This is a genomic window from Roseateles sp., from assembly GCF_965262435.1.
In the GTDB taxonomy this organism is placed as follows: Bacteria; Pseudomonadota; Gammaproteobacteria; order Burkholderiales; family Burkholderiaceae_C; genus Paucibacter_A.
The window spans coordinates 2,576,246-2,597,886 of record NZ_OZ253537.1; the positions used below are offsets into that span (position 1 = coordinate 2,576,246).

Consider the following 21,641-nt stretch of genomic DNA (forward strand, 5'->3'; position numbering starts at 1 on the left):
GCCCCTTGTCCTCACCTTGAGTTCCGCTGACTCCACCCACACGACGCCGCCTTCTGAGGCGGCGCGTGCCATTCTTGTGGGCGTTGATTTTGGTCGCCACGCCAAGTCTTCGTTTGCTTCCACGTTCGACCCCACCCTGGATGAATTGGCCTTGTTGGCCGAATCCGCTGGCGACACGCCGGTGGCACGGGTGATTGCTCGCCGCCAGGCGCCCGATGCGGCGCTGTTTGTCGGCTCGGGCAAGGCCGACGAGATCAAGCTGCTGGTGCAGATGCACCAAGCGCACACCGTGCTGTTCGATCAGGCGATCTCTCCGGCGCAGCAGCGCAATCTTGAGCGGGTGCTGGGCGTGCCCGTGGCCGACCGCACGGCCTTGATCCTCGAGATCTTCGCGGCGCGCGCGAAGAGCCATGAGGGCAAGATGCAGGTGGAGCTAGCTCGCCTGCAATACTTGGCCACGCGCTTGGTGCGCCGCTGGAGCCATTTGGAGCGCCAGAGCGGCGGCATTGGTATGCGCGGCGGCCCTGGCGAAGCGCAGATCGAGTTGGATCGGCGCATGATCGATGACCGCATCAAGGCCATCAAGGAAAAGCTCAAGAAGGTGCAGCGTCAGCGCAGCACCCAGCAGCGGGCTCGTGCCCGCAACAGCGTCTTCCGCGTGTCCCTGGTCGGCTATACCAATGCCGGCAAGTCCACGCTCTTCAATGCGCTGGTCAAGGCCCGCACCTACGCGGCCGACCAGTTGTTCGCCACCCTGGATACGACCACGCGTTCGCTCTACCTGGAGCAAGCGGGGACCAGCGTGTCCCTGTCCGACACCGTGGGCTTCATCCGCGATCTGCCGCACAAGCTCGTCGAGGCCTTCCGTGCCACGCTTCAGGAGGCTGCCGATGCCGACCTCCTGCTGCATGTGGTCGATGCCGCCTCGCCGGTGCTGGAAGAGCAGATGCTAGAAGTCGAGCGTGTGCTGGAAGACATCGGTGCCGCTCATATTCCTCAGATCCTGGTTTACAACAAGCAGGACATGCTTGAGGAAAGCCAGCGCCCGCGCACCGGGTTCGACTGGATCGAGCGCCAGAGCGAAGACAGCGTTGGTATGCGTGTGCCGCGTGTGTTCGTCAGTGCACTGGATGGCAGCGGCCTTGACGTCCTGCGCGAGCAAATTGTCCAGGCCTTGTTGCTGCAGCGCCCGGCCGACTTGAATTCCAAAGAGTTCACCCCAGATACAGCGGCGGACTCCGAACGGCTTGATTTCGAAGACTCCGACAACCCGCAGGCAGACGTCGATATTGACGACCCCGCCGCCACTCAATCCACACAGGCATGAGCATGAACACCTACGAGCGCGTGAGCCCCGAGCGGCCCGTGATGAGCAGCCCCGCTGCCGGCCGCATCAAGCCTCTGGCGGCGGCTGCAGCCGCCTTGCTGCGTGGCCTCATGCCGCAAGGCTGGCAGGCCGGTCGCACCCTGAATAACAACGGTCGCAATGACGGCCCGCCCGATCTGGACGAGCTGTGGCGCGATTTCAATCGCAAGCTGTCCGGCATGTTCGGCGGCAAGCCCTCGGGCGGCGGTCAGGGCGGCGGCGATGCCGGCGGCGGCAACAACTTCCAGCCTGATATGAAGAGTGCGGGCGTCGGCGCACTGCTGATCGGCGGCGTGGTGTTGGTGGGCTGGCTGGGCAGCGGCTTCTTCATCGTGCAAGAAGGCCAGCAGGGGGTGATCACCTCCTTTGGCAAGTACAGCAAAACCGTTGATGCGGGTTTCCAGTGGCGGCTGCCCTTTCCCTTCCAGGCCAGCGAAGTCGTGGCTGTGACCCAGTTGCGGCAGGTCGAGGTCGGGCGCAATTCGGTGGTGGCTGCCACCGGCCTGCGTGATTCATCGATGCTGACGCAGGACGAGAACATCGTCGACATCCGCTTCACCGTGCAGTTCACGCTCAAGGATGCGCGTGACTTCCTGTTCGAGAACCGCGATCCGGAGGCGGCGGTGACGCTGGCCGCCGAATCGGCCGTGCGCGAAATCGTCGGCAAGAGCAATATGGATTCGGTGCTGTACGAGCAACGCGATGCGATTGCCGCTGAACTGGTCAAGTCGGTGCAGGTCCAGATGGACCGGCTCAAGGCCGGCGTGTTGATCAAGAACGTCAATGTCCAGAATGTGCAGGCGCCCGAGCAGGTCCAGGCTGCATTCGATGATGCCTTCAAGGCCGGTGCTGACCGCGAGCGCCTGAAGAACGAAGGCCAGGCCTACGCCAACGACGTGATTCCCAAGGCACAGGGCACTTCGGCGCGTCTGCGCGAAGAGGCTGAAGGCTACAAGGCACGTGTGGTGGCGCAGGCAGAAGGTGACGCGCAGCGCTTCAAGAGCGTGCTCAGCGAGTACCAGAAGGCGCCGGGCGTGACCCGTGACCGCCTCTACACCGACACCATGCAGCAGGTCTATTCCAACGTCAGCAAGGTCATGGTTGACAGCCGCAACGGCTCCAATCTGCTCTATCTGCCGCTCGATAAATTGATCCAGCAGGCCGGCGGTACGGTCACGGCCACGCCGCCGGCTGCGGTGCCGACCACTGAAGCCCCGGCCACCGTGGGCAATACCGATATGCGTTCGCGCGACGGCTTGCGCAGCCGCGACGGACGTTGAGACCAGGGAGTGTTGAGATGAACCGTATTGCCTCCGTCGCTGTCGGCGCTTTGATCGCCTTCATGCTGGCCAGCTCCATGCTCTTCATCGTCGACCAGCGCCAGTTCGCGGTCGTCTATGCCCTGGGTGAAATCAAGGATGTGATCACCGAACCGGGTTTGAAGTTCAAGCTGCCGCCGCCGCTGCAGAATGCGGTGCTGTTGGACCGCCGGGTGCAGACCCTGGACAGCCCCGAATCGCGCCCCATTTTCACGGCCGAGAAGAAGAGCCTGGTGATTGACTGGCTGGTCAAATGGCGTGTCTCCGAGCCGCGTCAGTTCATTCGCAACAATGGCTCCGACATGCGCAATGTTGAGAACCGCTTGAGCCCGATCGTCCAGGCAGCCTTCAACGAGGAAGTGACCAAGCGGACCGTGCTGGCGGTGCTGGCCACCGAGCGCGAGAAGGTCATGAACGATGTGCGCAAGCGCCTGGAAGACGAGGCCAAGCAGTTCGGCATCGAAATCGTTGATGTGCGCATCAAGCGCGTGGATTTCTCCGCCAACATCACCGATTCCGTGTATCGCCGCATGGAGTCCGAGCGCAAGCGCGTGGCCAATGAGCTGCGCTCCACGGGCGGCGCAGACGGTGAGAAGATTCGCGCCGACGCTGATCGTCAGCGCGAGGTGATCGTCGCCGAAGCTTATCGCGATGCTCAAAAGGTCAAGGGTGAGGGCGATGCCAAGGCATCCGCTCTGTATGCCGAAGCTTTTGGCCGTGACCCGCAATTTGCCCAGTTCTACCGTCAGCTCGAGGCCTATCGCAGCAGCTTCCGCAACAAGTCCGATGTGATGGTGGTTGACCCGGGCAGTGATTTCTTCAAGGCCATGCGTGGCTCCGGCGGCGCGGGTCAGGCGCCGGCACCTGCGCGCAAGTGAGTGAGTGAGTGAGGGTGGGCCGTGGATGGCAACAGCCTGCTGACGGCGCTGGCCTTGATGCTGGTGATCGAAGGCTTGCTGCCTTTGCTGAGTCCAGCAGCTTGGCGGCAGGTCTTCGCGCGCATGCTGGCCATGAGTGACGGGCAGATCCGCTTCGTCGGTCTGCTCAGTCTGCTGGCCGGGCTCGCGGCACTGTTGTGGATTTCGCAGTGAAGGCTGATTGAGTCGCGCGCTTGTCACGCGAATGCGCTGGGTTTCCGGGCAATCCGGCCGTGAGGCCGGTACAATGCGTTTTTAACCCCCTCCCGAATCCCCATGGCCTCTGCTTGGCTGCTGCCCGAGCATATTGCTGACGTCCTGCCCTCCCAGGCTCGCCGCATCGAAGAACTTCGGCGCGAGCTCCTGGACATGGCCCGCAGCTACGGTTGCGAGCTGGTGATGCCGCCGCTGCTGGAGCATCTGGACTCGCTGCTCTCTGGTACCGGCCATGCGCTGGACCTTCAAACCTTCAAGCTGGTGGATCAGCTTTCGGGCCGTAGCCTGGGTCTGCGTGCCGACACCACGCCCCAGGTCGCCCGCATTGACGCCCACTTGCTCAACCGCGCCGGGTGTGACCCGTCTGTGCTACTGCGGCCCGGTGCTGCACACCCGGCCTGCCGGCTTGCATGCCACGCGCGAGCCGCTGCAGTTCGGCATCGAAATCTATGGCCACGCCGGTCTTGAGGCTGACCTTGAAGTCCTGGAATTGGCGCTCGATGCCGTCCAGCACGCGGGTCTGAAGCAGGCGACCTTGGACATGGGTGATGCCCGCCTGGTGCGCGGCGTACTGGCCAATGTGACCTTGGTACCAGCTCAGCTCGATGCCCTGGTGGCCGCCATGGCCAGCAAGGATGCGGGCGCGCTGGCAGCCTTGGCGGTGGATCTGCCTGCTGCGGTGCAAGGGCATCTCCAAAGCCTGCTGTCTCTGTTCGGCGGGGTCGAGGTGCTGGCGCGTGCGCGCGAGCAGCTTCCGGCTCACCCCTTGATCTCCGCGGCGCTCGATGATCTGCAATGGCTGGCGCTGCATCTGCAGCACAGCCATCCAGACATCCGCATTGGCTTTGATCTGGCGGATCTCACCGGCTATGCCTACTACAGCGGCGTGCGTTTCGCGCTGTATGCCGCGGGCTTCAGCGATGCTGTCTTGCGCGGTGGACGCTATGACGAGGTGGGCGCGGTGTTTGGTCGGCGGCGCCCGGCCGTGGGTTTCAGTCTGGACCTGAAAACACTCGAGGCCTTGAGCCCTGCCAGCCCCTTGCGGGCGGCAGTGCGTGCGCCCTGGGGCGAAGATGCCGAGCTGCGGGCTGCGGTGCGGCGTCTGCGCGAAGCGGGTGAAACCGTGGTGTGCGTGCTGCCAGGGCACGAGCACGAAGGCGACGAATTCGACTGCGACCGGGAACTGGCGCTGGTCGACACTCAGTGGGTGGTACGCGCGCTTTGAGCCGCGTGTCGCCAGGATTTACTTTTGATCATCGGGTTATCAAGATGAATAGCGAAATTGCTCGTGGCCGCAATGTGGTTGTTGTGGGCACTCAATGGGGTGACGAAGGCAAGGGCAAGGTGGTCGACTGGATGACCGATCACGCGCAAGGCGTGGTGCGTTTCCAGGGTGGCCACAATGCCGGGCACACCTTGGTCATCAAGGGTGTGAAGACGGCATTGCAATTGATCCCCTCGGGCATCATGCGCGACGGCGTGGCCTGCTACATCGGCAACGGTGTGGTGGTGGACCCCACCCACCTGCTGGGCGAGATCGAGCGCCTGGAAAAAGCCGGTGTGGAAGTGCGTTCGCGCCTCTTCATCAGCGAATCCTGCCCGCTGATCTTGCCCTTCCATGTGGAAGTGGACAAAGCTCGCGAAGCCCTGCGTGAAAGCAGCGGCGCCGGCAAGATCGGCACCACCGGCAAGGGCATCGGCCCGGCCTATGAGGACAAAGTGGCTCGTCGTGCCTTGCGCGTGCAGGACCTCAAGCATCCCGATCGCTTTGCCAAGAAGCTGCGCGAGTTGCTCGACCTGCACAACTTTGCACTCAGTGGTTACCTGAACGCCACCGCGCTTGAGTTCCAGCCCATCTTCGACCAAGCCATGAAGATGGCTGAGGTGATCAAGCCCATGATGGCCGATGTGGGCTACATGATCCACAAGGCTCATCTGGCGGGCGCCAACATCCTGTTCGAAGGCGCGCAGGGCACGCTGCTGGACATCGATCACGGCACCTATCCTTACGTCACCTCCAGCAACTGCGTGGCTGGCAATGCCGCCGCCGGTGCCGGCGTCGGTCCGCAGATGCTGCACTACATGCTGGGCATCACCAAGGCCTACACCACCCGCGTCGGCTCGGGCCCGTTCCCGACCGAGTTGGAGTGGGAAAAAGAGGGCACCGTCGGCCATCATCTGGCCACTGTCGGCCAGGAGCGCGGCACGGTGACAGGCCGCGCCCGCCGTTGCGGTTGGTTTGATGCGGCCGCACTCAAGCGCTCGGTCATCATCAATGGCATCACCGGCCTGTGCATCACCAAGCTCGACGTGCTGGACGGCCTGAGCGAGATCAAGATGTGCGTGGGCTACAAGCTGGCCGACGGCCGCGTGCTCGACATCCTGCCGCTGGATGGTGACGAAATCGTCGGCAGCGAGGCCATCTATGAAACCTTCCCGGGTTGGACCGAGACCACCTTCGGCGTGACGGCCTGGGATGCATTGCCGCAGAATGCCCGCAATTACTTGCAGCGCATCAAGGAAGTCATTGGCGCGCCGATTGATATGGTCTCGACCGGACCGGACCGCGAGCACACCATCCTGCTCCGTCATCCCTACACGGCTTGATCCGATCCCTTGCCTAGCTTTGGGCATTTCTTTAGTTTTCTGAGCCTCACCCGCCCACTCCACAGGAGAAACCATCCATGTTGACCGACGACGGCAAGCATCTGTACGTGTCCTGGGACGAATACCACATGCTGACCGAGCGCCTGGCGCTCAAGATCCACGCTTCCGGTTGGGAGTTCGATCAGATTCTTTGCCTGGCCCGTGGCGGCATGCGCCCTGGTGACGTGCTGTCCCGCGTGTTCGACAAGCCGCTGGGCATCATGTCCACCAGCTCCTACCGTGCCGAAGCCGGCACCATCCAGGGGCGCCTGGACATTGCCAAGTACATCACCATGCCCAAGGGCGAGTTGGCCGGCCGTGTGCTGCTGGTGGACGATCTGGCCGATTCCGGTGTGACGCTCAAGGCTGTGGTTGAGCGTTTGCGCGGCATGCCGGCGATCAGCGAACTGCGTTCGGCCGTGATCTGGACCAAGGGTGTGTCCAGCTACACGCCGGACTACTATGTCGAAATGCTGGACACCAGCCCCTGGATCCACCAGCCTTTCGAAGAGTACGACGACATGCGCCCTGATGCGCTGGCCAAGAAGTTTGTTGTCTGAGCCTCCGCTGCAGGCCATGCAAAAAGCCGGCGACGCTGACCTTCTGCAGGTCGGCGTCGGCCGGCTTTTCTCTTTTGACCGCGCTGCCCCAGGCTTTTGGGGCGCGAGAATGACAAAGGCCGATATCTTGCGATATCGGCCTTTGATGGATTTGGTGCCCAGGAGAGGACTCGAACCTCCACGGAGTTACCCGCTAGTACCTGAAACTAGTGCGTCTACCAATTCCGCCACCTGGGCAAGGTTCAAAGCTTTGCTCTCAAGAATGATCTTTTGAGTAAGCCCTGACGTTTCAGGAAAGCAAGGATTCTATCATCAAAAACTTTAAGAACTCAAGTGCTGGCAGCGCAAAGGCTGTGGCGCCCGCCGAAAACGCAGGTTTGCTCAGCGAAGTCGACGGGACTTTGCAGGGGCACCGCGATGGGCATGGTTTCCTCTTGCCCGATGTCGGCGCACAGGACATCTACCTGTCGCAGCAGGAAATGCACGCCGTCATGCATGGCGACCGACTGCGCGTGCGAATCACGCGTTATGACAAGCGCGGACGGCCCGAGGGTCGGGTGCTGGAGATCCTGGAGCGCAAGAAGAAGCCCATCATCGGCCGCTTGCTGCTGGAGTCGGGCATCTGGTTGGTGGCGCCGGAAGACAAGCGCATGGGTCAGGACATCCTGATTCCCAAGAACGGCATTGCCAATGCGGTGGCCGGGCAGGTGGTGGCCGTGGAACTGATCGAGCCGCCCTCCTTGTATGCGCAGCCGGTCGGCCGGGTGGTTGAGGTGCTGGGGGAGATCGACGACCCGGGCATGGAGATCGAGATCGCCGTGCGCAAGTACGAGGTGCCGCACCGCTTCAGCGCCGAAACCTTGGCCCAGGCAGCCAAGCTGCCCGAGAAGCTGCGCGCCGCCGATTTGAAAGGGCGCATCGACCTGCGAGACGTCGCCCTGGTCACCATCGACGGCGAAGACGCGCGTGACTTCGATGACGCGGTCTACTGCGAGCCGCACAAGCAAGGGCGCGGCAAGACAGCCTTTACCGGCTGGCGCCTGCTGGTGGCCATCGCCGATGTCAGCCATTATGTGAAGCCCGGCGACCCCCTGGACGGCGATGCCTACGAGCGCGCCACCTCGGTCTACTTTCCGCGCCGCGTGATTCCGATGTTGCCGGAGAAGCTCTCCAACGGGCTGTGCTCCCTGAATCCCTATGAAGACCGCCTGTCCATGGTTTGCGACATGCTGGTCAGCGAGAGCGGGGAAGTCCAGGCCTATCAGTTCTACCCTGCGGTGATTCGTTCTCAGGCGCGTTTCACTTACAACGAGGTCGCAGCCATCCTGGGCAACACCCATGGGCCGGAGGCGGCCAAGCGGCGAGAGCTGGTGCCGCATCTGCTGCATTTGCACGAGGTCTACCGGGCCTTGCTGGCCGAGCGTCATCGGCGCGGCGCCATTGACTTCGACACGGTGGAGACGCAGATCGTCTGCGATGACAACGGCCGCATCGAGAAGATCATTCCGCGCACGCGCAACGAGGCGCACAAGCTGATCGAGGAGGCCATGCTGGCCGCCAATGTCTGCGCGGCTGATTTCATCGAGCATTCCAAGCATGGCTCGCTGTTCCGTGTGCACGAAGGGCCCACGCCCGAGAAGCGCGTGGCCTTGCAGGCCTATCTGCGTGCCTTGGGTCTCGGGCTGTCGATTGGTGACAATCCCAAGCCGGCCGAATACCAGGCGATTGCGGCAGCCACCAAGGACCGGGTGGATGCCACGCAGATCCATGCCATGCTGCTGCGCTCCATGCAGCAGGCCATGTACACCTCGGCCAATGCGGGCCATTTCGGTCTCAGCTATCAGGCTTACACCCACTTCACCAGCCCGATCCGCCGCTATCCCGACCTGCTTGTGCACCGGGTCATCAAGGCGCTGCTGGCCGACAAGAAGTACCAACTCGACGCCGGCAAGATGAACGTGCCCATGCCGGCCAAACGCCCAGGTCGCGCGGCACCGATTGACCCGGCCAAGGCCTCAACCGAAATCGAACGCTGGGACGTGGTCGGTGCTCATTGCAGCGCCAACGAACGCCGTGCCGACGAGGCTTCGCGCGATGTCGAGGCCTGGCTCAAATGCCGCTATATGCGCGAGCATCTGGGAGAAGAGTTCGCAGGCACGGTCAGTGCCGTGACCAGCTTCGGTCTCTTTGTCCAGCTCGATGCCTTGTTTGTCGAGGGCCTGATCCACATCACCGAACTGGGCGGCGAGTATTTCAAGTTCGACGAAGTGCGCCAGGAGTTGCGCGGCGAGCGCACTGGCATCCGCTATGCCACGGGCGCCAAGGTTCAGGTTCAGGTCAGTCGCGTCGACCTGGATGCCCGCAAGATCGATTTCCGTCTGGTTCAGGAAAGTGGCGAGGCCAAGCTGGTCGCTCGTGCGGCGCGCGACAAGGCGGGGCTCAATGCCCGGCCCCTGCCGGCCACGGCCGAGGAGGAGTTGGAGCAGCTGTTGAGCCGCGATCGAGAGCTCAAGTCAGTGGCAAAGTCCGCTCGCCGTGGCGCCGCGGGGCGCAGCCGCGCCACGGCTTCGTCGGTCCAGCCGGCGCATCCGGTCGAGCTGGCGCGCCAGGTGGCGCGTAAGAATCAGGCGAGTAAATCAAGCAAGGCGAGCAAAGCAGGCAAGGCGGGCAAGGCAGCAAAGACTGCCGAGCAGCCCGCCCGCAAGCGTCGCTGAGCTGCGGCTTCAGCCTCGGTGGAGCGCATGCATGCGCTCCACCAGATCGGCGGCTCGCAAGGGGCCGCCGCTGTATTGCTCGGCGGCCAGCCCGTGCCAGAAGCAGGCTGCGCTGGCCACGGTCTGCGCGGGCAGGTCGGGTTTCTGCGCCCACAGCCCGCCCAGCCAGCCCGCCAGCACATCGCCGGTGCCGGCCGTGGCCAAGGCCGCATTGCCGCTGCTGTTGATGGCCGGTGGTGCTGCCCCACCGGCAGCGCCGCTTGGGCTGGCGATCACGCTGCCCGAGCCTTTCAGCAGCACCGTGCAGTGCCAGCGGTCCGCAAGCGCTTGCGCGGCATGCAGCCGGTCTGACTGCAGCTCGGCAACGCTGCAGGCAAGCAGGCGCGCAGCTTCCAGCGGGTGGGGGGTGAGCACCGTGGCTTGGCCGCGTGCCGCCCGCGCTTGCAGCTGGGCACCCAGTTCTGGCGTGCGCGCCACCGCATTGAGTCCGTCGGCGTCGAGCACGAGGCGCTCGGCTTGCTTCAGCACCGTCGCCAGATGGGCCGCCACGGCTTCGCCGCCGCCGCAGCCGCAAACCACGGTGCGAGCTCGCCAGGCGCCGACATCGGCAGGGTTCTCGGAGGCCGCCCAGCGCATCAGCTCGGGGCGTTGCGGGTCAATGTCGCTGTCCGCTGAGGAGTCCAGCAGCCAGGCGTAGACACGGCCCGCGCCGGCTGCCAATGCGGCTCGTGCGGCCAGACGCGCGGCGCCGCGCATGCCGGTGGCTCCGCCGATCACCAACACATCGCCCTGGCTGCCTTTGTGCTGCAGATGGCGTGCGCCGGCCGGCTCGCCGCGCCAGGGCGAGAGACTGTCGTGGCCGAGCAGGCGGGCCGTTGCGGTGTCGCTGCTGCTGATGCCGTCGGTGCCGAGGCGGTCAAGCCAGATGCGACCGCAGAAGGCCCGGCCTTGTCCGGTGAAAAGACCTGGCTTGAGCGTCAGCAAGCTCAGGCAGTGCTGGGCCTTCACTGCCAGGGCAGGGCTGTGAGTGTCGCCTTCCGCGGGCATGCCGGTGTCGGCCAGCAGGCCGCTGGGCAGGTCCACCGCCAGCACCTCGCACATCTGCTGCGCATTGAGCGCGCGAATGGCTTCGCCCAAGGCGCCACCCGGTGCGCGTTGCAAGCCCAGGCCGAGCAAGGCGTCGACGGCCAGGCTACTGCCCGCCGGCGTTTGCCAGCCAGCGTGAATGCTGACGCCTGCGGCCTGCGCGGCCTGCAGTGCGTCGCGGGCATCGCTGGCTTGGCTGCTGCCGTTCCTGGCCTCGATCAGTTGGACACGCACGGCCAGCCCATGCTGATGCAGCAGGCGGGCAGCGACCAGGCCGTCGCCGCCGTTGTTGCCTGGGCCGCAGGCAAACAGGACCGGCCCTTGCCCACGGCGTGGCAGCGCCAGGATGAGTCGGGCCAGGGCCAGGCCGGCGCGCTCCATGAGGGCGCCCTTGGGTTGGCCGGCCAGGGCCGCTGCCTCAAGGGCGCGGCTCTGGGCGGCACTGTGCAAAGTCAGTGCGTGGGTGGGGAGGTCAATGGGCTGCAGCACGGGCCGAGCTTGTCAGGCCCAGCGCCCAATGTCCAGCCCGCCGATATCGGGCAGGGTCGGGTCTTGCTCGCCCTGGGCTGCGGTGCCGCCACCGATCTGCCGGGCCAGCACAGCCGCCGCGCCGCAGGCCAGGGTCCAACCGGAATGGGCCAGCGATTGCTGAGCGAGATTGAGCCAGATGCCGGCTTGGCCGCTGGCGCCCAGCAGGGGCAGGCCGTCGTCCAGCGCCAGATGACGGCCCTGCCAGTTCTGCACCTGCCCGCCTTGCATGGCGCCGGGAAACCAGTCGCTCAGAGCCTGGTGCAGCGGTGCCAGTGAGCTGGCCTTCAATTCAAGCGCAATCGGGCTTGGCAGGCTGGCGATGCGAACGCGCTGGCCGATACGGCTGATGCCGACCTGGCGCTGCCAGTCCAGCAGGCCGGCGACCGGGCCCAGGTGGGGGTGGGCTTCCAGAACGCGCAGCGGCGCCGTGATGGATTGCGTGTGCAGCTCGCGCCAACGCGGCTTCAAGCCCAAGGCCTTGAGCAGGGGCGCGGCGCCCGTGCCGGCGCACACCAGCACGGCGTCAAAGCGCTCCTCTTGCGGACCAAGGCGGCGCGGGTTGGGTGTCGCCCGCGTCTGGTGGCTCGGCGCGGCGCAGCTGGTGCGTGCTCGGGCCCAGCTGCTCATCGGTGGGCGTGTACTCATGCACCAGGCTTGCGGGCGACCCGGCCTCCAGGCGGCGCACCGTGGTGTGAAAGCGGAAGCGAGCGCCCAGGCGCTGCGCTTCGCTGCGCAGCAGGTGGCAGAACTGCCGGGTGTTGCCGACCTCGCCTAGGCCCAGCTGGATGCCGCCGTGCAGGGCGATCTCGGGGTTGAGGCCGGGCTCCAGGGCCAGGCACTGCGCGGCATCGAGCAAGCGATAGGGCATGTCCAGTCGCTGCAGGCGCTCCAGTCCGAACTGGATGGCCTTCTGGTCCTTGTCCTGGCGCAGCAGCACCAGTTGCCCTTCGGCCCGTTCATGGTCCAGCTGCAGGTGGCGGCGCAGTTGCTGCAGGCGCTCATGGCTGAAGCGTGCCAAGTGCAAGACGCGGTCCTGCGCCTCCTGCATGGCCGGCTTGCGCTGGCTGCGCCAGCGTTGCCACTGCCAGCCCAGCGGGCCGGCGCCGGGGCGCGGGAAGCTTGGCGCGAGCCAGGGCAGGGCCAGAGCGGGCGCGATATGTCCGCCAGTGGCGAAGCTGCCTTCGGCGGCCACGCTGCCGCGGCGTTCAAACACGGTGACCTGGTGGCCGGCTGCGGCCAGCTCGTAGGCACTGCAGACGCCGGCCACGCCGGCGCCAATGATGGCGATGCGCATCTCAGTGCTCCTCGCCGTGAGTGTGTGCTGAACGCAGGGCCTGTTCGATCTGCAGGCCCAGGCTCAGCAGTACGTCGTCCTGCAAGGCCGGGGCCCAGAGCATCAGGCCAACCGGCAGCTGGCCGGGTGCATGGCAGGGCAGGGACAAGGCGCAACCGTCGAGCAGATTGACCACCGAAGGATTGCGCAGCAACAAGGCGTTAGCAGCGAAGAAGGCCTCGTCGCTGAGCAGCAGGGGCTGCAGCAAGGGTGCGACCACCGGCACGGTGGGGCTGAGCACGGCATCAAAGCCTTGCAGCTGCGCTTCCATGGCAGCAATCCAGCGCCGGCGGGTGTGGATCAGGTCGATGTAGTCGGCCGCGCTGATCGCCGCGCCGCGGCGGATGCGGGCGGCCACGCGCGGGTCGTAGGGCGAGTCGCCATGCTCTGCCATCAGTGGGCGGTGCCAGGCCCAGCTTTCCGCTGCAGCAAAGCCGCCCTGCGCTTGCAGCAGGGGCAGGTCTTGCAGGGCGGGCAGTTGGATCTCCTCGATTTGCGCACCTTGCTCGCGCAGACGGCGCAGGCTGGCCTCAAAGGCGGCGCTGACGGTGCTGTCCATCCCGTCGAGGAACAGCTCTTTGACCACGGCAAGTCTGGTGGCGCGCAAGGGGCGGGGTTTCAGCCGGACCTCGCGCGCAGCCAGCACCTCGTGCAGCAGCACTGCGTCGCGGACCGACCGCGTGATCGCGCAGGCCGTGTCCAGCGTGGTCGAGAGCGGAATGCAGCCTTCGGTCGGCGTCAGGCGGGCGGTGTTCTTGAATCCGACCAGGCCTTGCAGCGCGGCGGGAATTCGAATCGAGCCGCCGGTGTCCGAGCCCAGTGCAGCCCAGGCCGCGCCGCTGGCCACCGATACCGCGCCGCCCGAAGTGGAGCCGCCCGGAATGCGCTGCAGTCCGTCGATCGCTTGCGTGACCGGATTGGCGGGTGTGTCGTGGTGGGGGTTGATGCCGACCCCCGAGAAAGCGAACTCGCTCATATTGCTGCGCCCCAGCAGTGCGGCGCCGGCTCGGCGCAGGCGGGCGACGGCGGGGCTGTCCTTGCTGGCGGTCGGCTGGCCTTGCAGCAAGCGGGAGCCGGCGCTCGTGGTGCAGCCGGCGCTGTCGAACAGGTCTTTGATGCTGATGGCCAAGCCGCCCAGCAGCGGGCGGGGCGCACCGGCTCGCGCTGCGGCGTCGCTGGCGCATGCGGCGGCCTCGGCGCTCGGCGTCATGGCGGCGAGGGAGTCGCCGATGAAGGCGTGACGGCAGGCGTCGGAGTGGGCGGCTTGCTGACTGGTGCGCAAGGCATCCAGGGCATGGAGGCGGCCTTCATGCAGTGCGGTCAAGGCGCTGCTCAGGTCGTGGGGCATAGGTCGTGTATACTCTTTGGGTTTTGCCGGACGCCCCTTTGCAATTGTTGCTGGGGGTTGGTGCTGGTGAATCAATCGCAAACCGGCCACTGAGAGGTGTTGCTGCTGCAAGTTGTTGCAAGAGGCCAGGCCCTGTTTTGATGCAGGGCTGGGGCCACGAAGCAGAGCAATTCGGGCCGGATTTTAGACACAACCTTCGGAGTTAAAAACATGTCCGTTACGATGCGCGAAATGCTGGAAGCCGGCGTCCACTTTGGTCACCAAACCCGCTTCTGGCACCCCAAGATGGCCCCGTATATCTACGGCCACCGCAACAAGATCCACATCATCAACCTCGAGAAGACGCTGCCCGCGTTCGAAGAGGCTTTGAAGTTCATTCGCCAACTGTCGGCCAAGCGCGGCACGATCATGATGATCGGCACCAAGCGCCAAGCCCGTGAAGTGGTGGCCATGGAAGCTCAGCGCGCCGGCGTGCCTTACGTCGACCAGCGTTGGTTGGGCGGCATGATGACCAACTTCAAGACGGTCAAGACTTCGCTGAAGAACCTGAAGGACATGCAAGCCCAAGTTGACGCCGGCACCCAGCCCGCGATCAAGAAGGAAGCTCTGATGTTCCAACGTGATCTGGCCAAGCTGGAAAAGAACATCGGCGGCATCCAGGACATGAACGGTCTGCCGGACGCCATCTTCGTGATCGACGTGGGTTTCCACAAGATCGCCGTGCTGGAAGCCAAGAAGCTGGGCATCCCCGTGATCGGCGTGGTTGACACCAACCACTCGCCCATCGGCATCGACTACGTGATCCCCGGCAACGATGACTCGGCCAAGGCCGTGGCCCTGTACGCTCGCGCCGTCGCTGACGCCGTGATCGAAGGCCGTGCCAACGCTGGCAACGAAGTCGTGCAAGCCGCTGCCCCGGCTGGCGACGAGTTCGTGGAAGTCAGCGAAGGCGCTTGAGTTTCAAGCTGCCAGGCTGACGCCGACGCAAAGGGGCTGTGTTCAGCCCCTTTTTTTCAAAGCAAATTGAAGTGTTCGCCTGATTCAAAACCGGGCGAGTCCATTGAGTAACGGAGATTCAAATGGCTGCAATTACCGCAAGCATGGTCGCTGAGCTGCGCGCTCGCACTGATGCCCCGATGATGGAATGCAAGAAGGCGCTGACCGAAGCCGAGGGCGATCTGGCCCGTGCCGAGGAAATCCTGCGCGTCAAGCTGGGCAACAAGGCCGGCAAGGCTGCTTCGCGCGTCACCGCTGAAGGCGTGGTCGCCTCGGCCGTGGTGGGCACGACCGGCGCGCTGCTGGAAGTGAACTGCGAAACCGACTTCGTCACCAAGAACGACGCTTTCCTGGCCTTCGCCAATGCCTGCGCCCAAGTGGCTGCTGCCAATGCCGTGTCTGAAGTGGAAGCCCTGGCTGGCTTGCCGCTGTCGCAAGAAGGCTTCGGCCCGACGGTGGAAGATGTGCGCCGCGGCCTGATCGGCAAGATCGGCGAGAACATGACCCTGCGTCGTATCAAGCTGTACAACTCGGGCGCCCAGCTGGCTTCCTACCTGCACGGTACCCGCATCGGCGTGATGGTCGAGTTCGACGGCAATGAAGTCGCCGCCAAGGACGTCGCCATGCACGTGGCCGCCATGAAGCCGGCCGCTCTGTCGGCTGCCGAAGTGTCGGCTGATCTGGTCGAGAAGGAGCGCAAGATCGCTGCCGAGAAGGCTGCCGAGTCCGGCAAGCCGGCCGACATCGTCGCCAAGATGGTGGACGGCGCCGTGCAGAAGTACCTGAAGGAAGTCTCGCTGCTGGACCAAGTCTTCGTGAAGGCCGCTGACGGCAAGCAAACCGTCGCCGCCATGCTGAAGGACAAGGCCACCACAGTGAAGAGCTTCACCCTGTACGTGGTGGGTGAAGGCATCGAGAAGAAGGTGGACGACTTCGCCGCCGAAGTGGCCGCGCAAGTGGCCGCCGCCAAGGGTCAATAAGCCCTGAAGCAAACAAAGGGCGCCTCTGGCGCCCTTTACACTTGTGCCCGTTGATGTCGGCAGCTCCTACCCCCAGGGTTGCCGCAGGTGCCCAAACGGCACGCCGCTGACGCGGCACAAGCCAGACACTCCCATTTCCAGCAACAGCAGCCATCAAGAGGTCCTCATGCCCGCGCACAAACGCATCCTGCTCAAACTTTCCGGTGAAGCCCTGATGGGCGACGACGCTTTCGGCATCAACCGCGCGACCATCGTGCGCATGGTGCAAGAAATCCGTGAGGTCACCGAGCTCGGTGTTGAGGTGGCGGTGGTGATCGGCGGCGGCAATATCTTCCGCGGCGTCGCGGGCGGCTCGGTCGGCATGGACCGCGCTACGGCCGATTACATGGGCATGCTGGCCACGGTGATGAATTCCCTGGCTCTGGCTGACACCATGCGCCAGGAGGGCATCGTCGCTCGCGTGATGTCGGCCATCGGCATCGAGCAAGTGGTGGAGCCCTATGTGCGCCCCAAGGCGCTGCAGTATCTGGAAGAAGGCAAGGTCGTGGTGTTCGCGGCCGGCACGGGTAACCCCTTCTTCACCACCGACACGGCCGCGGCGCTGCGCGGTGCTGAGATCGGCGCCGAGATCGTGCTCAAGGCCACCAAGGTGGACGGTGTTTACACCGCCGACCCCAAGAAGGACCCGAACGCCACCCGCTACTCGCGCATCAGCTTCGATGAGGCCATCACCCAGAATCTGCAAGTGCTGGACGCCACCGCCTTCGCGTTGTGCCGCGACCAGAAGCTGCCGATCCGCGTGTTCAGCATCTTGAAGGCGGGCGCACTCAAGCGCGTGGTGATGGGTGAAGACGAAGGCACTTTGGTGCACGTTTGAGAAACAAAGGTTTTCAAGGTCAAGAATCATGAGCATTGCAGACATCAAGCAGAACGCCGAAACCAAGATGGGCAAGTCGGTCGAGGCACTGAAGGGCGAGTTGCACAAGATCCGTACCGGTCGTGCCCACCCCGGCATCCTCGACCAGGTCAGCGTCGACTACTACGGCTCCATGGTGCCGATCTCCCAGGTGGCCAATGTGACCTTGCTGGATGCCCGCACCATCAGTGTTCAGCCCTGGGAAAAGGGTATGGGCGCCAAGATCGAGAAGGCCATCCGTGAGTCTGATCTCGGCCTGAATCCGGCCTCGCAAGGCGAGTTGATCCGTGTGCCGATGCCGCCGCTCAACGAAGAGCGCCGTCGCGACCTGACCAAGGTGGTTCGCAACGCCGGTGAAGACGCCAAGATCGCCGTGCGCAATCTGCGCCGCGAAGCCAATGAGCAGGCCAAGAAGCTGACCAAGGACAAGCTGATCAGCGAAGACGACGAGCGCCGCAGCCTCGACGATGCGCAAAAGCTGACCGACCGCACGATTGCCGAGATCGACCGCTTGGTCGCCGGCAAAGAAGCCGAAATCCTGGCAGTTTGAGCGGGCCGGACGCAGTGACGAGCGAGAAGAAGGCGGTGCCCCGCCATGTGGCCATCGTGATGGATGGCAACGGCCGCTGGGCCAAGAAGCGGTTTCTGCCGCGCTTCTTCGGCCACAAGCAAGGCGTCGATGCCTTGGTCAAGGTGGTCCAGGCCTGCATCGATCGTGAGATCGAGTACCTGACGGTGTTCGCCTTCTCCTCGGAGAACTGGAAGCGCCCCAGCGACGAGGTCTCGGGCCTGATGGGCTTGGTGCTGGCGGCTGTGTCGCGTTATCTGGCGCGCATGGGCGCCATGGGCGTGCGCATCCGCATCGTCGGCGACCGCGAGGCCGTGTCCGACAAACTGCGCAATGCCTGGAACGAAGCCGAGAGCAGTACGGCACACAACAGCAAGCTGACCCTGTCCGTGGCCTTCAACTACGGCGGCCGCTGGGATGTGGTGCAGGCCTGCAAATCGGCCATGGAGGCGGGCGTGCCGCCGGCCGAGCTGACCGAAGCGCGCCTGTCCGAGTTCATGGCCATGAGCTATGCGCCTGACCCAGACCTCTTCATCCGCACCGGCGGCGAAGTGCGCATCAGCAATTTCCTGCTCTGGCAGGTCGCATACACGGAATTCGTGTTCTCTGACTGCCTCTGGCCCGAGTTCGGTGAGGCGCAGCTGGACGCGGCCATCGAGTCCTTCCGTGAACGCGACCGCCGCTTCGGCGGCGTCAAAGAGGCGCCGGCCCTGGCTGGCGTTTGAACCCCATGCTCAAAGCCCGCATCATCACGGCCTTGGCCTTGCTGGCCGTCTTGTTGCCCGCTCTGTTCGCCGCCTCGCCCTGGCCTTTTGCCCTGCTGACCTTGCTGATGATTGGCGCGGCCGGCTGGGAGTGGTGCCGGCTCAATGCCGCCGGCGGCCTGCCGGCTCTCGCATTCGGCGCCGCCCTGGCCGCCGCCTGTGCCGGCACGCTCTGGCTGTTTGGCCTGGCGCCGCGGCCGGCTTGGTGCTGGTGGCTGGCGGGCCTGATCTGGGTGCTGGGCGGGGCCTACGCCTTGCGCGGCGGCCCGGCGGCTTGGCCGCAGGCCTCCAAGGCCTTGCGCCTGCTGCTCGGTGCGCTTGCGCTCTGGGCTGCCTGGGGTGCCATGCTGGAGGCCAAGGCCGCCGGCATCAACTTCCTGCTTTCCATCTTCTGCCTGGTCTGGATGGCCGATGTCGCCGCCTACTTTGGTGGTCGTACCTTCGGTCGCCGCAAGCTGGCCGTGACCATCAGCCCCGGCAAGAGCTGGGAAGGGGTCTGGACCGGCATGGCCGGCGTGCTGGCTCTCGGCCTGTTCTGGACCTTTGTGATCGACCGCCAATTCGCGGTCGATTCCGCCAGCCTCTACCAGCGCCTGCTGCAAGGGCAGGGCCTGTTCACGGGCCTGCTGGCCCTGGTCTTCCTGGCCAGCATGAGCGTGGTCGGTGATCTGTTCGAATCCCTGATCAAACGTGCGGTCGGCGCCAAGGACAGCAGCCAGTTGCTGCCCGGCCATGGCGGTGTACTCGATCGCGTCGATGCCTTGCTGCCGGTGTTCCCGTTGGCTCTGGCGCTGAGTTCCTTGAGTTCCTCCCTCCCATGAGTCTTCATTCCCGTCCGCAGCGCATCTGCGTGCTCGGCTCCACCGGTTCCATCGGCGTCAACACCCTGGACGTGCTGGCCCGGCATCCCGAGCGTTTTGAAGTCTTCGCGCTGAGCGCCATGAGCCGGGTCGACGCCTTGTTGGCCCAGTGTCTGCAATGGCAGCCACGCTTTGCGGTGCTTCCCGATGCCACCCTGGCCGCCCAACTGCGCAGCTTGCTGCGCGAGCAGGGCAGCCGCACCGAGGTGCTGCACGGGGCTGACAGCCTGTCGGCGGTGGCTGCGCATCCGGACGTGGACATGGTCATGGCCGCCATCGTCGGCGCCGCGGGCCTTGCGCCTTGCCTTGCGGCGGCGAAAGCGGGCAAGCGCCTGCTGCTGGCCAACAAGGAAGCCATCGTCGTTGGCGGCGCCTTGTTCATGCAAGCGGTGGAGCAGGGTGGTGCGACTTTGCTGCCCATCGACAGCGAGCATTCTGCGATCTTCCAATGCCTGCCCGAGGACCGCAGCACCTGGGCGCAGCGCATCGATCACATCGTGCTCACCGCCTCCGGCGGCCCCTTCCGCCAGCGCGACCCAGCCACCCTGCACGAGGTAACCCCGGCCCAGGCCGTGGCGCACCCGAATTGGGTGATGGGCCGCAAGATCTCGGTCGACTCGGCAACCATGATGAACAAGGCGCTCGAGGTGATCGAAGCGCGCTGGTTGTTCGCGCTCAAGCCCGAGCAGATCAAGGTGCTGATCCATCCGCAGAGCATCATTCACTCGATGGTGGTTTGTCGCGACAACTCGGTGCTGGCCCAGCTGGGCACGCCCGATATGCGTGTGCCGATCGCCTACGGCCTGTCTTTCCCTGAGCGCATTGAGGCGGGCGCCAGCCGGCTTGACTTGCTGACCCAGCCGTCCCTGAGCTTCGAAGAAGCCGATGAACGACGCTTCCCGGGCCTCTATCTGTCCTGGCAGGCCCTGCGTGCGGCCGAGGGCTCGACGGCCGTGCTCAATGCGGCCAATGAGGAGGCCGTCGCCGCTTTCCTCGATGGGCGCCTGCGTTTCGACCACATCCACCGCGTCAACGCGCAAAGCCTGGAAAGCACGCTGCCGCAAGCTGGTGAGTGCCGCAGCGTGGAAGGCTTGCTGAGTCTGGATCAACGCGCACGCCGCCAGGCCCTGGCTCTGATTACGGAGCTGGGTGCATGAGCACCGTTCTGGCCTTCATCCTGACTCTGGCGGTGCTGGTCATCGTGCACGAGTACGGCCACTACCGCGTGGCGCGCGCCTGCGGCGTCAAGGTCTTGCGCTTTTCGGTCGGCTTTGGCCGCGTGATCTGGCGCCATCAGCGCAGCCCTGAGCACACCGAGTTCACGCTTTGCGCCTTGCCCCTCGGCGGCTATGTGCGAATGCTCGATGAGCGCGAGGGCCCCGTGCCCGCAGGTTTGCGCGAGCAGGCTTTCAACAACCGGCCGCTGCGCCAGCGCGTCGCCGTCGTGGCTGCCGGCCCGGTGGCCAATCTGCTGCTGGCCATTCTGCTGTTTGCTGGCGTCAACTGGGTCGGTCAAGAGGAGCCCAAGGCGGTGCTCGGTTCGCCGGCCCGAGAGTCCTTGGCCGAGCGGGCCGGTTTGCGTGCCGGTGACTGGGTGCAGGCGGTTTCGCTGGATGGGCAGCAGTGGCAGGATGTGCATTCCTTGTCCGATTTGCGCTGGCGCCTGACCGAGGCGGTGGAGCAGGGGCGCAAGCTGCACCTGGAGCTCAGCGATGCCCAAGGTCATGGCCGGCGCAGCGTGCAGCTTGACACTGACATCCTGGGCGCCCACGAGATCGATGCGCAAGTGATCACCAAGCTGGGTCTGGGCCCGGCCTACAGTGAGCCGGTGCTGGGTCCATTGACCCCCGGTGGTGCGGGTGCACTGGCTGGCCTGCAGGTGGGTGACCTGGTGCGCCAGGTCGATGGTGTTGTCGTGCCCGATGCCGCCAAGTTGCGTGAACGCATCCGCTTGGCCGGCGCGCAAGAGCCGGCCACTGCGATGCGCTGGCAAGTCGCGCGCGGCGGTCAACTGGTCGAGTTGGAGGTTCAGCCCAAGGTGGTGGTCGAGAACGGCCGCAAGTTTGGCCGCATCGAAGCCATGGTCGGTGGGCAGCCTGCCATGGTGATGGTCCGTTACGGTCCGTGGGATGGGCTGCTGCGGGGCGCCGAACGCACCTGGGACGTCTCGTGGATGACCCTCAAGATGTTCGGCCGTATGCTGGTCGGTGAGGCTTCGCTGAAAAACCTCAGTGGCCCGCTGACGATTGCGGACTACGCGGGTCAGTCAGCGCGGTCGGGTCTGGCGCAGTATCTGGGCTTTCTGGCCCTGGTCAGCGTCAGTCTGGGTGTGCTGAACCTGCTGCCGCTGCCGATGCTCGATGGTGGACACCTGATGTATTATCTTTTCGAGGGTTTGAGCGGCCGCCCCGTCTCGGAGTGGTGGCAAACGCAACTGCAGCGCGCGGGCGCGCTGATCCTGATGCTGATGATGGCTTTGGCCCTTTCCAACGACGTGGCCCGCTTGACGGGCCTGCATTGA

The 21,641-nt window shown here is 64.9% G+C and carries 19 protein-coding genes, 1 tRNA gene and 1 pseudogene; 16 read left to right on the forward strand and 5 right to left on the reverse strand.

Features of this window, described 5'->3' with window-relative positions; genetic code table 11:
* The first annotated feature begins 16 nt into the window (after positions 1-16).
* The 7 genes and pseudogenes from hflX (at position 17) to ACQY39_RS11070 (ending at position 7,024) form a co-directional block, all read left to right on the forward strand.
* On the forward strand, positions 17-1,327 hold the full coding sequence (hflX, locus tag ACQY39_RS11040; protein ID WP_428506162.1) for a GTPase HflX: 1,311 nt from the start codon (positions 17-19) through the stop codon (positions 1,325-1,327).
* Between the two features lie 110 nt (positions 1,328-1,437).
* The gene (hflK, locus tag ACQY39_RS11045) at positions 1,438-2,646 is read left to right on the forward strand and encodes an FtsH protease activity modulator HflK (RefSeq protein ID WP_263562909.1); all 1,209 of its coding nucleotides are present in this window, start codon (positions 1,438-1,440) and stop codon (positions 2,644-2,646) included.
* 17 nt (positions 2,647-2,663) lie between these two features.
* Entirely contained in the window at positions 2,664-3,563 is a 900-nt protein-coding gene (gene hflC / locus ACQY39_RS11050; RefSeq protein ID WP_263519538.1) for a protease modulator HflC, read from the forward strand.
* Between the two features lie 21 nt (positions 3,564-3,584).
* Positions 3,585-3,776 (forward strand): DUF2065 domain-containing protein, encoded by a 192-nt coding sequence (locus ACQY39_RS11055; RefSeq protein ID WP_428506165.1) that lies wholly within the window; start codon positions 3,585-3,587, stop codon positions 3,774-3,776.
* 102 nt (positions 3,777-3,878) lie between these two features.
* A pseudogene (locus tag ACQY39_RS11060) lies at positions 3,879-5,043 on the forward strand (ATP phosphoribosyltransferase regulatory subunit).
* Between the two features lie 44 nt (positions 5,044-5,087).
* On the forward strand, positions 5,088-6,425 hold the full coding sequence (locus tag ACQY39_RS11065; protein ID WP_263519544.1) for an adenylosuccinate synthase: 1,338 nt from the start codon (positions 5,088-5,090) through the stop codon (positions 6,423-6,425).
* A 77-nt stretch (positions 6,426-6,502) separates the two neighbouring features.
* Positions 6,503-7,024: a phosphoribosyltransferase gene (locus ACQY39_RS11070; protein ID WP_263519546.1), complete on the forward strand. Its 522-nt coding sequence runs from the start codon at positions 6,503-6,505 to the stop codon at positions 7,022-7,024.
* Between the two features lie 152 nt (positions 7,025-7,176).
* On the opposite strand, the gene ACQY39_RS11075 is transcribed toward ACQY39_RS11070, so the two are convergent.
* A tRNA-Leu gene (locus tag ACQY39_RS11075) sits at positions 7,177-7,261 on the reverse strand.
* A gap of 116 nt (positions 7,262-7,377) precedes the next feature.
* Here ACQY39_RS11075 and rnr point away from each other — a divergent pair.
* A complete protein-coding gene (gene rnr, locus ACQY39_RS11080) occupies positions 7,378-9,738 on the forward strand; it encodes a ribonuclease R (protein WP_428506168.1) in 2,361 nt (786 codons plus the stop codon).
* Between the two features lie 9 nt (positions 9,739-9,747).
* Here rnr and ACQY39_RS11085 read toward each other — a convergent pair whose 3' ends face one another.
* From ACQY39_RS11085 to ACQY39_RS11100, 4 genes are read right to left on the reverse strand one after another with little or no spacing between them, the layout of a single operon-like run.
* Positions 9,748-11,313 carry an NAD(P)H-hydrate dehydratase gene (locus ACQY39_RS11085; RefSeq protein ID WP_428506170.1) on the reverse strand — a complete coding sequence of 522 codons (1,566 nt, stop codon included), beginning with the start codon at positions 11,311-11,313 and terminating at the stop codon, positions 9,748-9,750.
* 12 nt (positions 11,314-11,325) lie between these two features.
* Positions 11,326-11,874 (reverse strand): hypothetical protein, encoded by a 549-nt coding sequence (locus ACQY39_RS11090; protein ID WP_428506172.1) that lies wholly within the window; start codon positions 11,872-11,874, stop codon positions 11,326-11,328.
* 4 nt (positions 11,875-11,878) lie between these two features.
* Positions 11,879-12,649: an FAD-dependent oxidoreductase gene (locus ACQY39_RS11095; protein WP_428506174.1), complete on the reverse strand. Its 771-nt coding sequence runs from the start codon at positions 12,647-12,649 to the stop codon at positions 11,879-11,881.
* Position 12,650: 1 nt separating this feature from the next.
* On the reverse strand, positions 12,651-14,036 hold the full coding sequence (locus tag ACQY39_RS11100) for an amidase (protein ID WP_428506176.1): 1,386 nt from the start codon (positions 14,034-14,036) through the stop codon (positions 12,651-12,653).
* A 210-nt stretch (positions 14,037-14,246) separates the two neighbouring features.
* Between ACQY39_RS11100 and rpsB the strand changes: the two genes are divergently transcribed.
* The 8 genes from rpsB (at position 14,247) to rseP (ending at position 21,641) form a co-directional block, all read left to right on the forward strand.
* A complete protein-coding gene (gene rpsB / locus ACQY39_RS11105; RefSeq protein ID WP_263519555.1) occupies positions 14,247-14,993 on the forward strand; it encodes a 30S ribosomal protein S2 in 747 nt (248 codons plus the stop codon).
* Positions 14,994-15,115: 122 nt separating this feature from the next.
* The gene (gene tsf, locus ACQY39_RS11110; protein ID WP_263519557.1) at positions 15,116-16,012 is read left to right on the forward strand and encodes a translation elongation factor Ts; all 897 of its coding nucleotides are present in this window, start codon (positions 15,116-15,118) and stop codon (positions 16,010-16,012) included.
* A 166-nt stretch (positions 16,013-16,178) separates the two neighbouring features.
* On the forward strand, positions 16,179-16,889 hold the full coding sequence (pyrH, locus tag ACQY39_RS11115; protein WP_263519558.1) for a UMP kinase: 711 nt from the start codon (positions 16,179-16,181) through the stop codon (positions 16,887-16,889).
* Positions 16,890-16,917: 28 nt separating this feature from the next.
* Positions 16,918-17,478 (forward strand): ribosome recycling factor, encoded by a 561-nt coding sequence (frr, locus tag ACQY39_RS11120; protein ID WP_263519560.1) that lies wholly within the window; start codon positions 16,918-16,920, stop codon positions 17,476-17,478.
* A 14-nt stretch (positions 17,479-17,492) separates the two neighbouring features.
* Positions 17,493-18,221: a polyprenyl diphosphate synthase gene (gene uppS / locus ACQY39_RS11125; protein ID WP_428506179.1), complete on the forward strand. Its 729-nt coding sequence runs from the start codon at positions 17,493-17,495 to the stop codon at positions 18,219-18,221.
* A gap of 5 nt (positions 18,222-18,226) precedes the next feature.
* The gene (locus ACQY39_RS11130) at positions 18,227-19,081 is read left to right on the forward strand and encodes a phosphatidate cytidylyltransferase (protein ID WP_428506181.1); all 855 of its coding nucleotides are present in this window, start codon (positions 18,227-18,229) and stop codon (positions 19,079-19,081) included.
* The gene (locus ACQY39_RS11135) at positions 19,078-20,277 is read left to right on the forward strand and encodes a 1-deoxy-D-xylulose-5-phosphate reductoisomerase (protein ID WP_428506183.1); all 1,200 of its coding nucleotides are present in this window, start codon (positions 19,078-19,080) and stop codon (positions 20,275-20,277) included. The genes ACQY39_RS11130 and ACQY39_RS11135 overlap by 4 nt, the downstream gene beginning before the upstream one ends.
* Positions 20,274-21,641, forward strand: coding sequence for an RIP metalloprotease RseP (rseP, locus tag ACQY39_RS11140; RefSeq protein WP_428506185.1), 1,368 nt, complete (start codon positions 20,274-20,276; stop codon positions 21,639-21,641). The genes ACQY39_RS11135 and rseP overlap by 4 nt, the downstream gene beginning before the upstream one ends.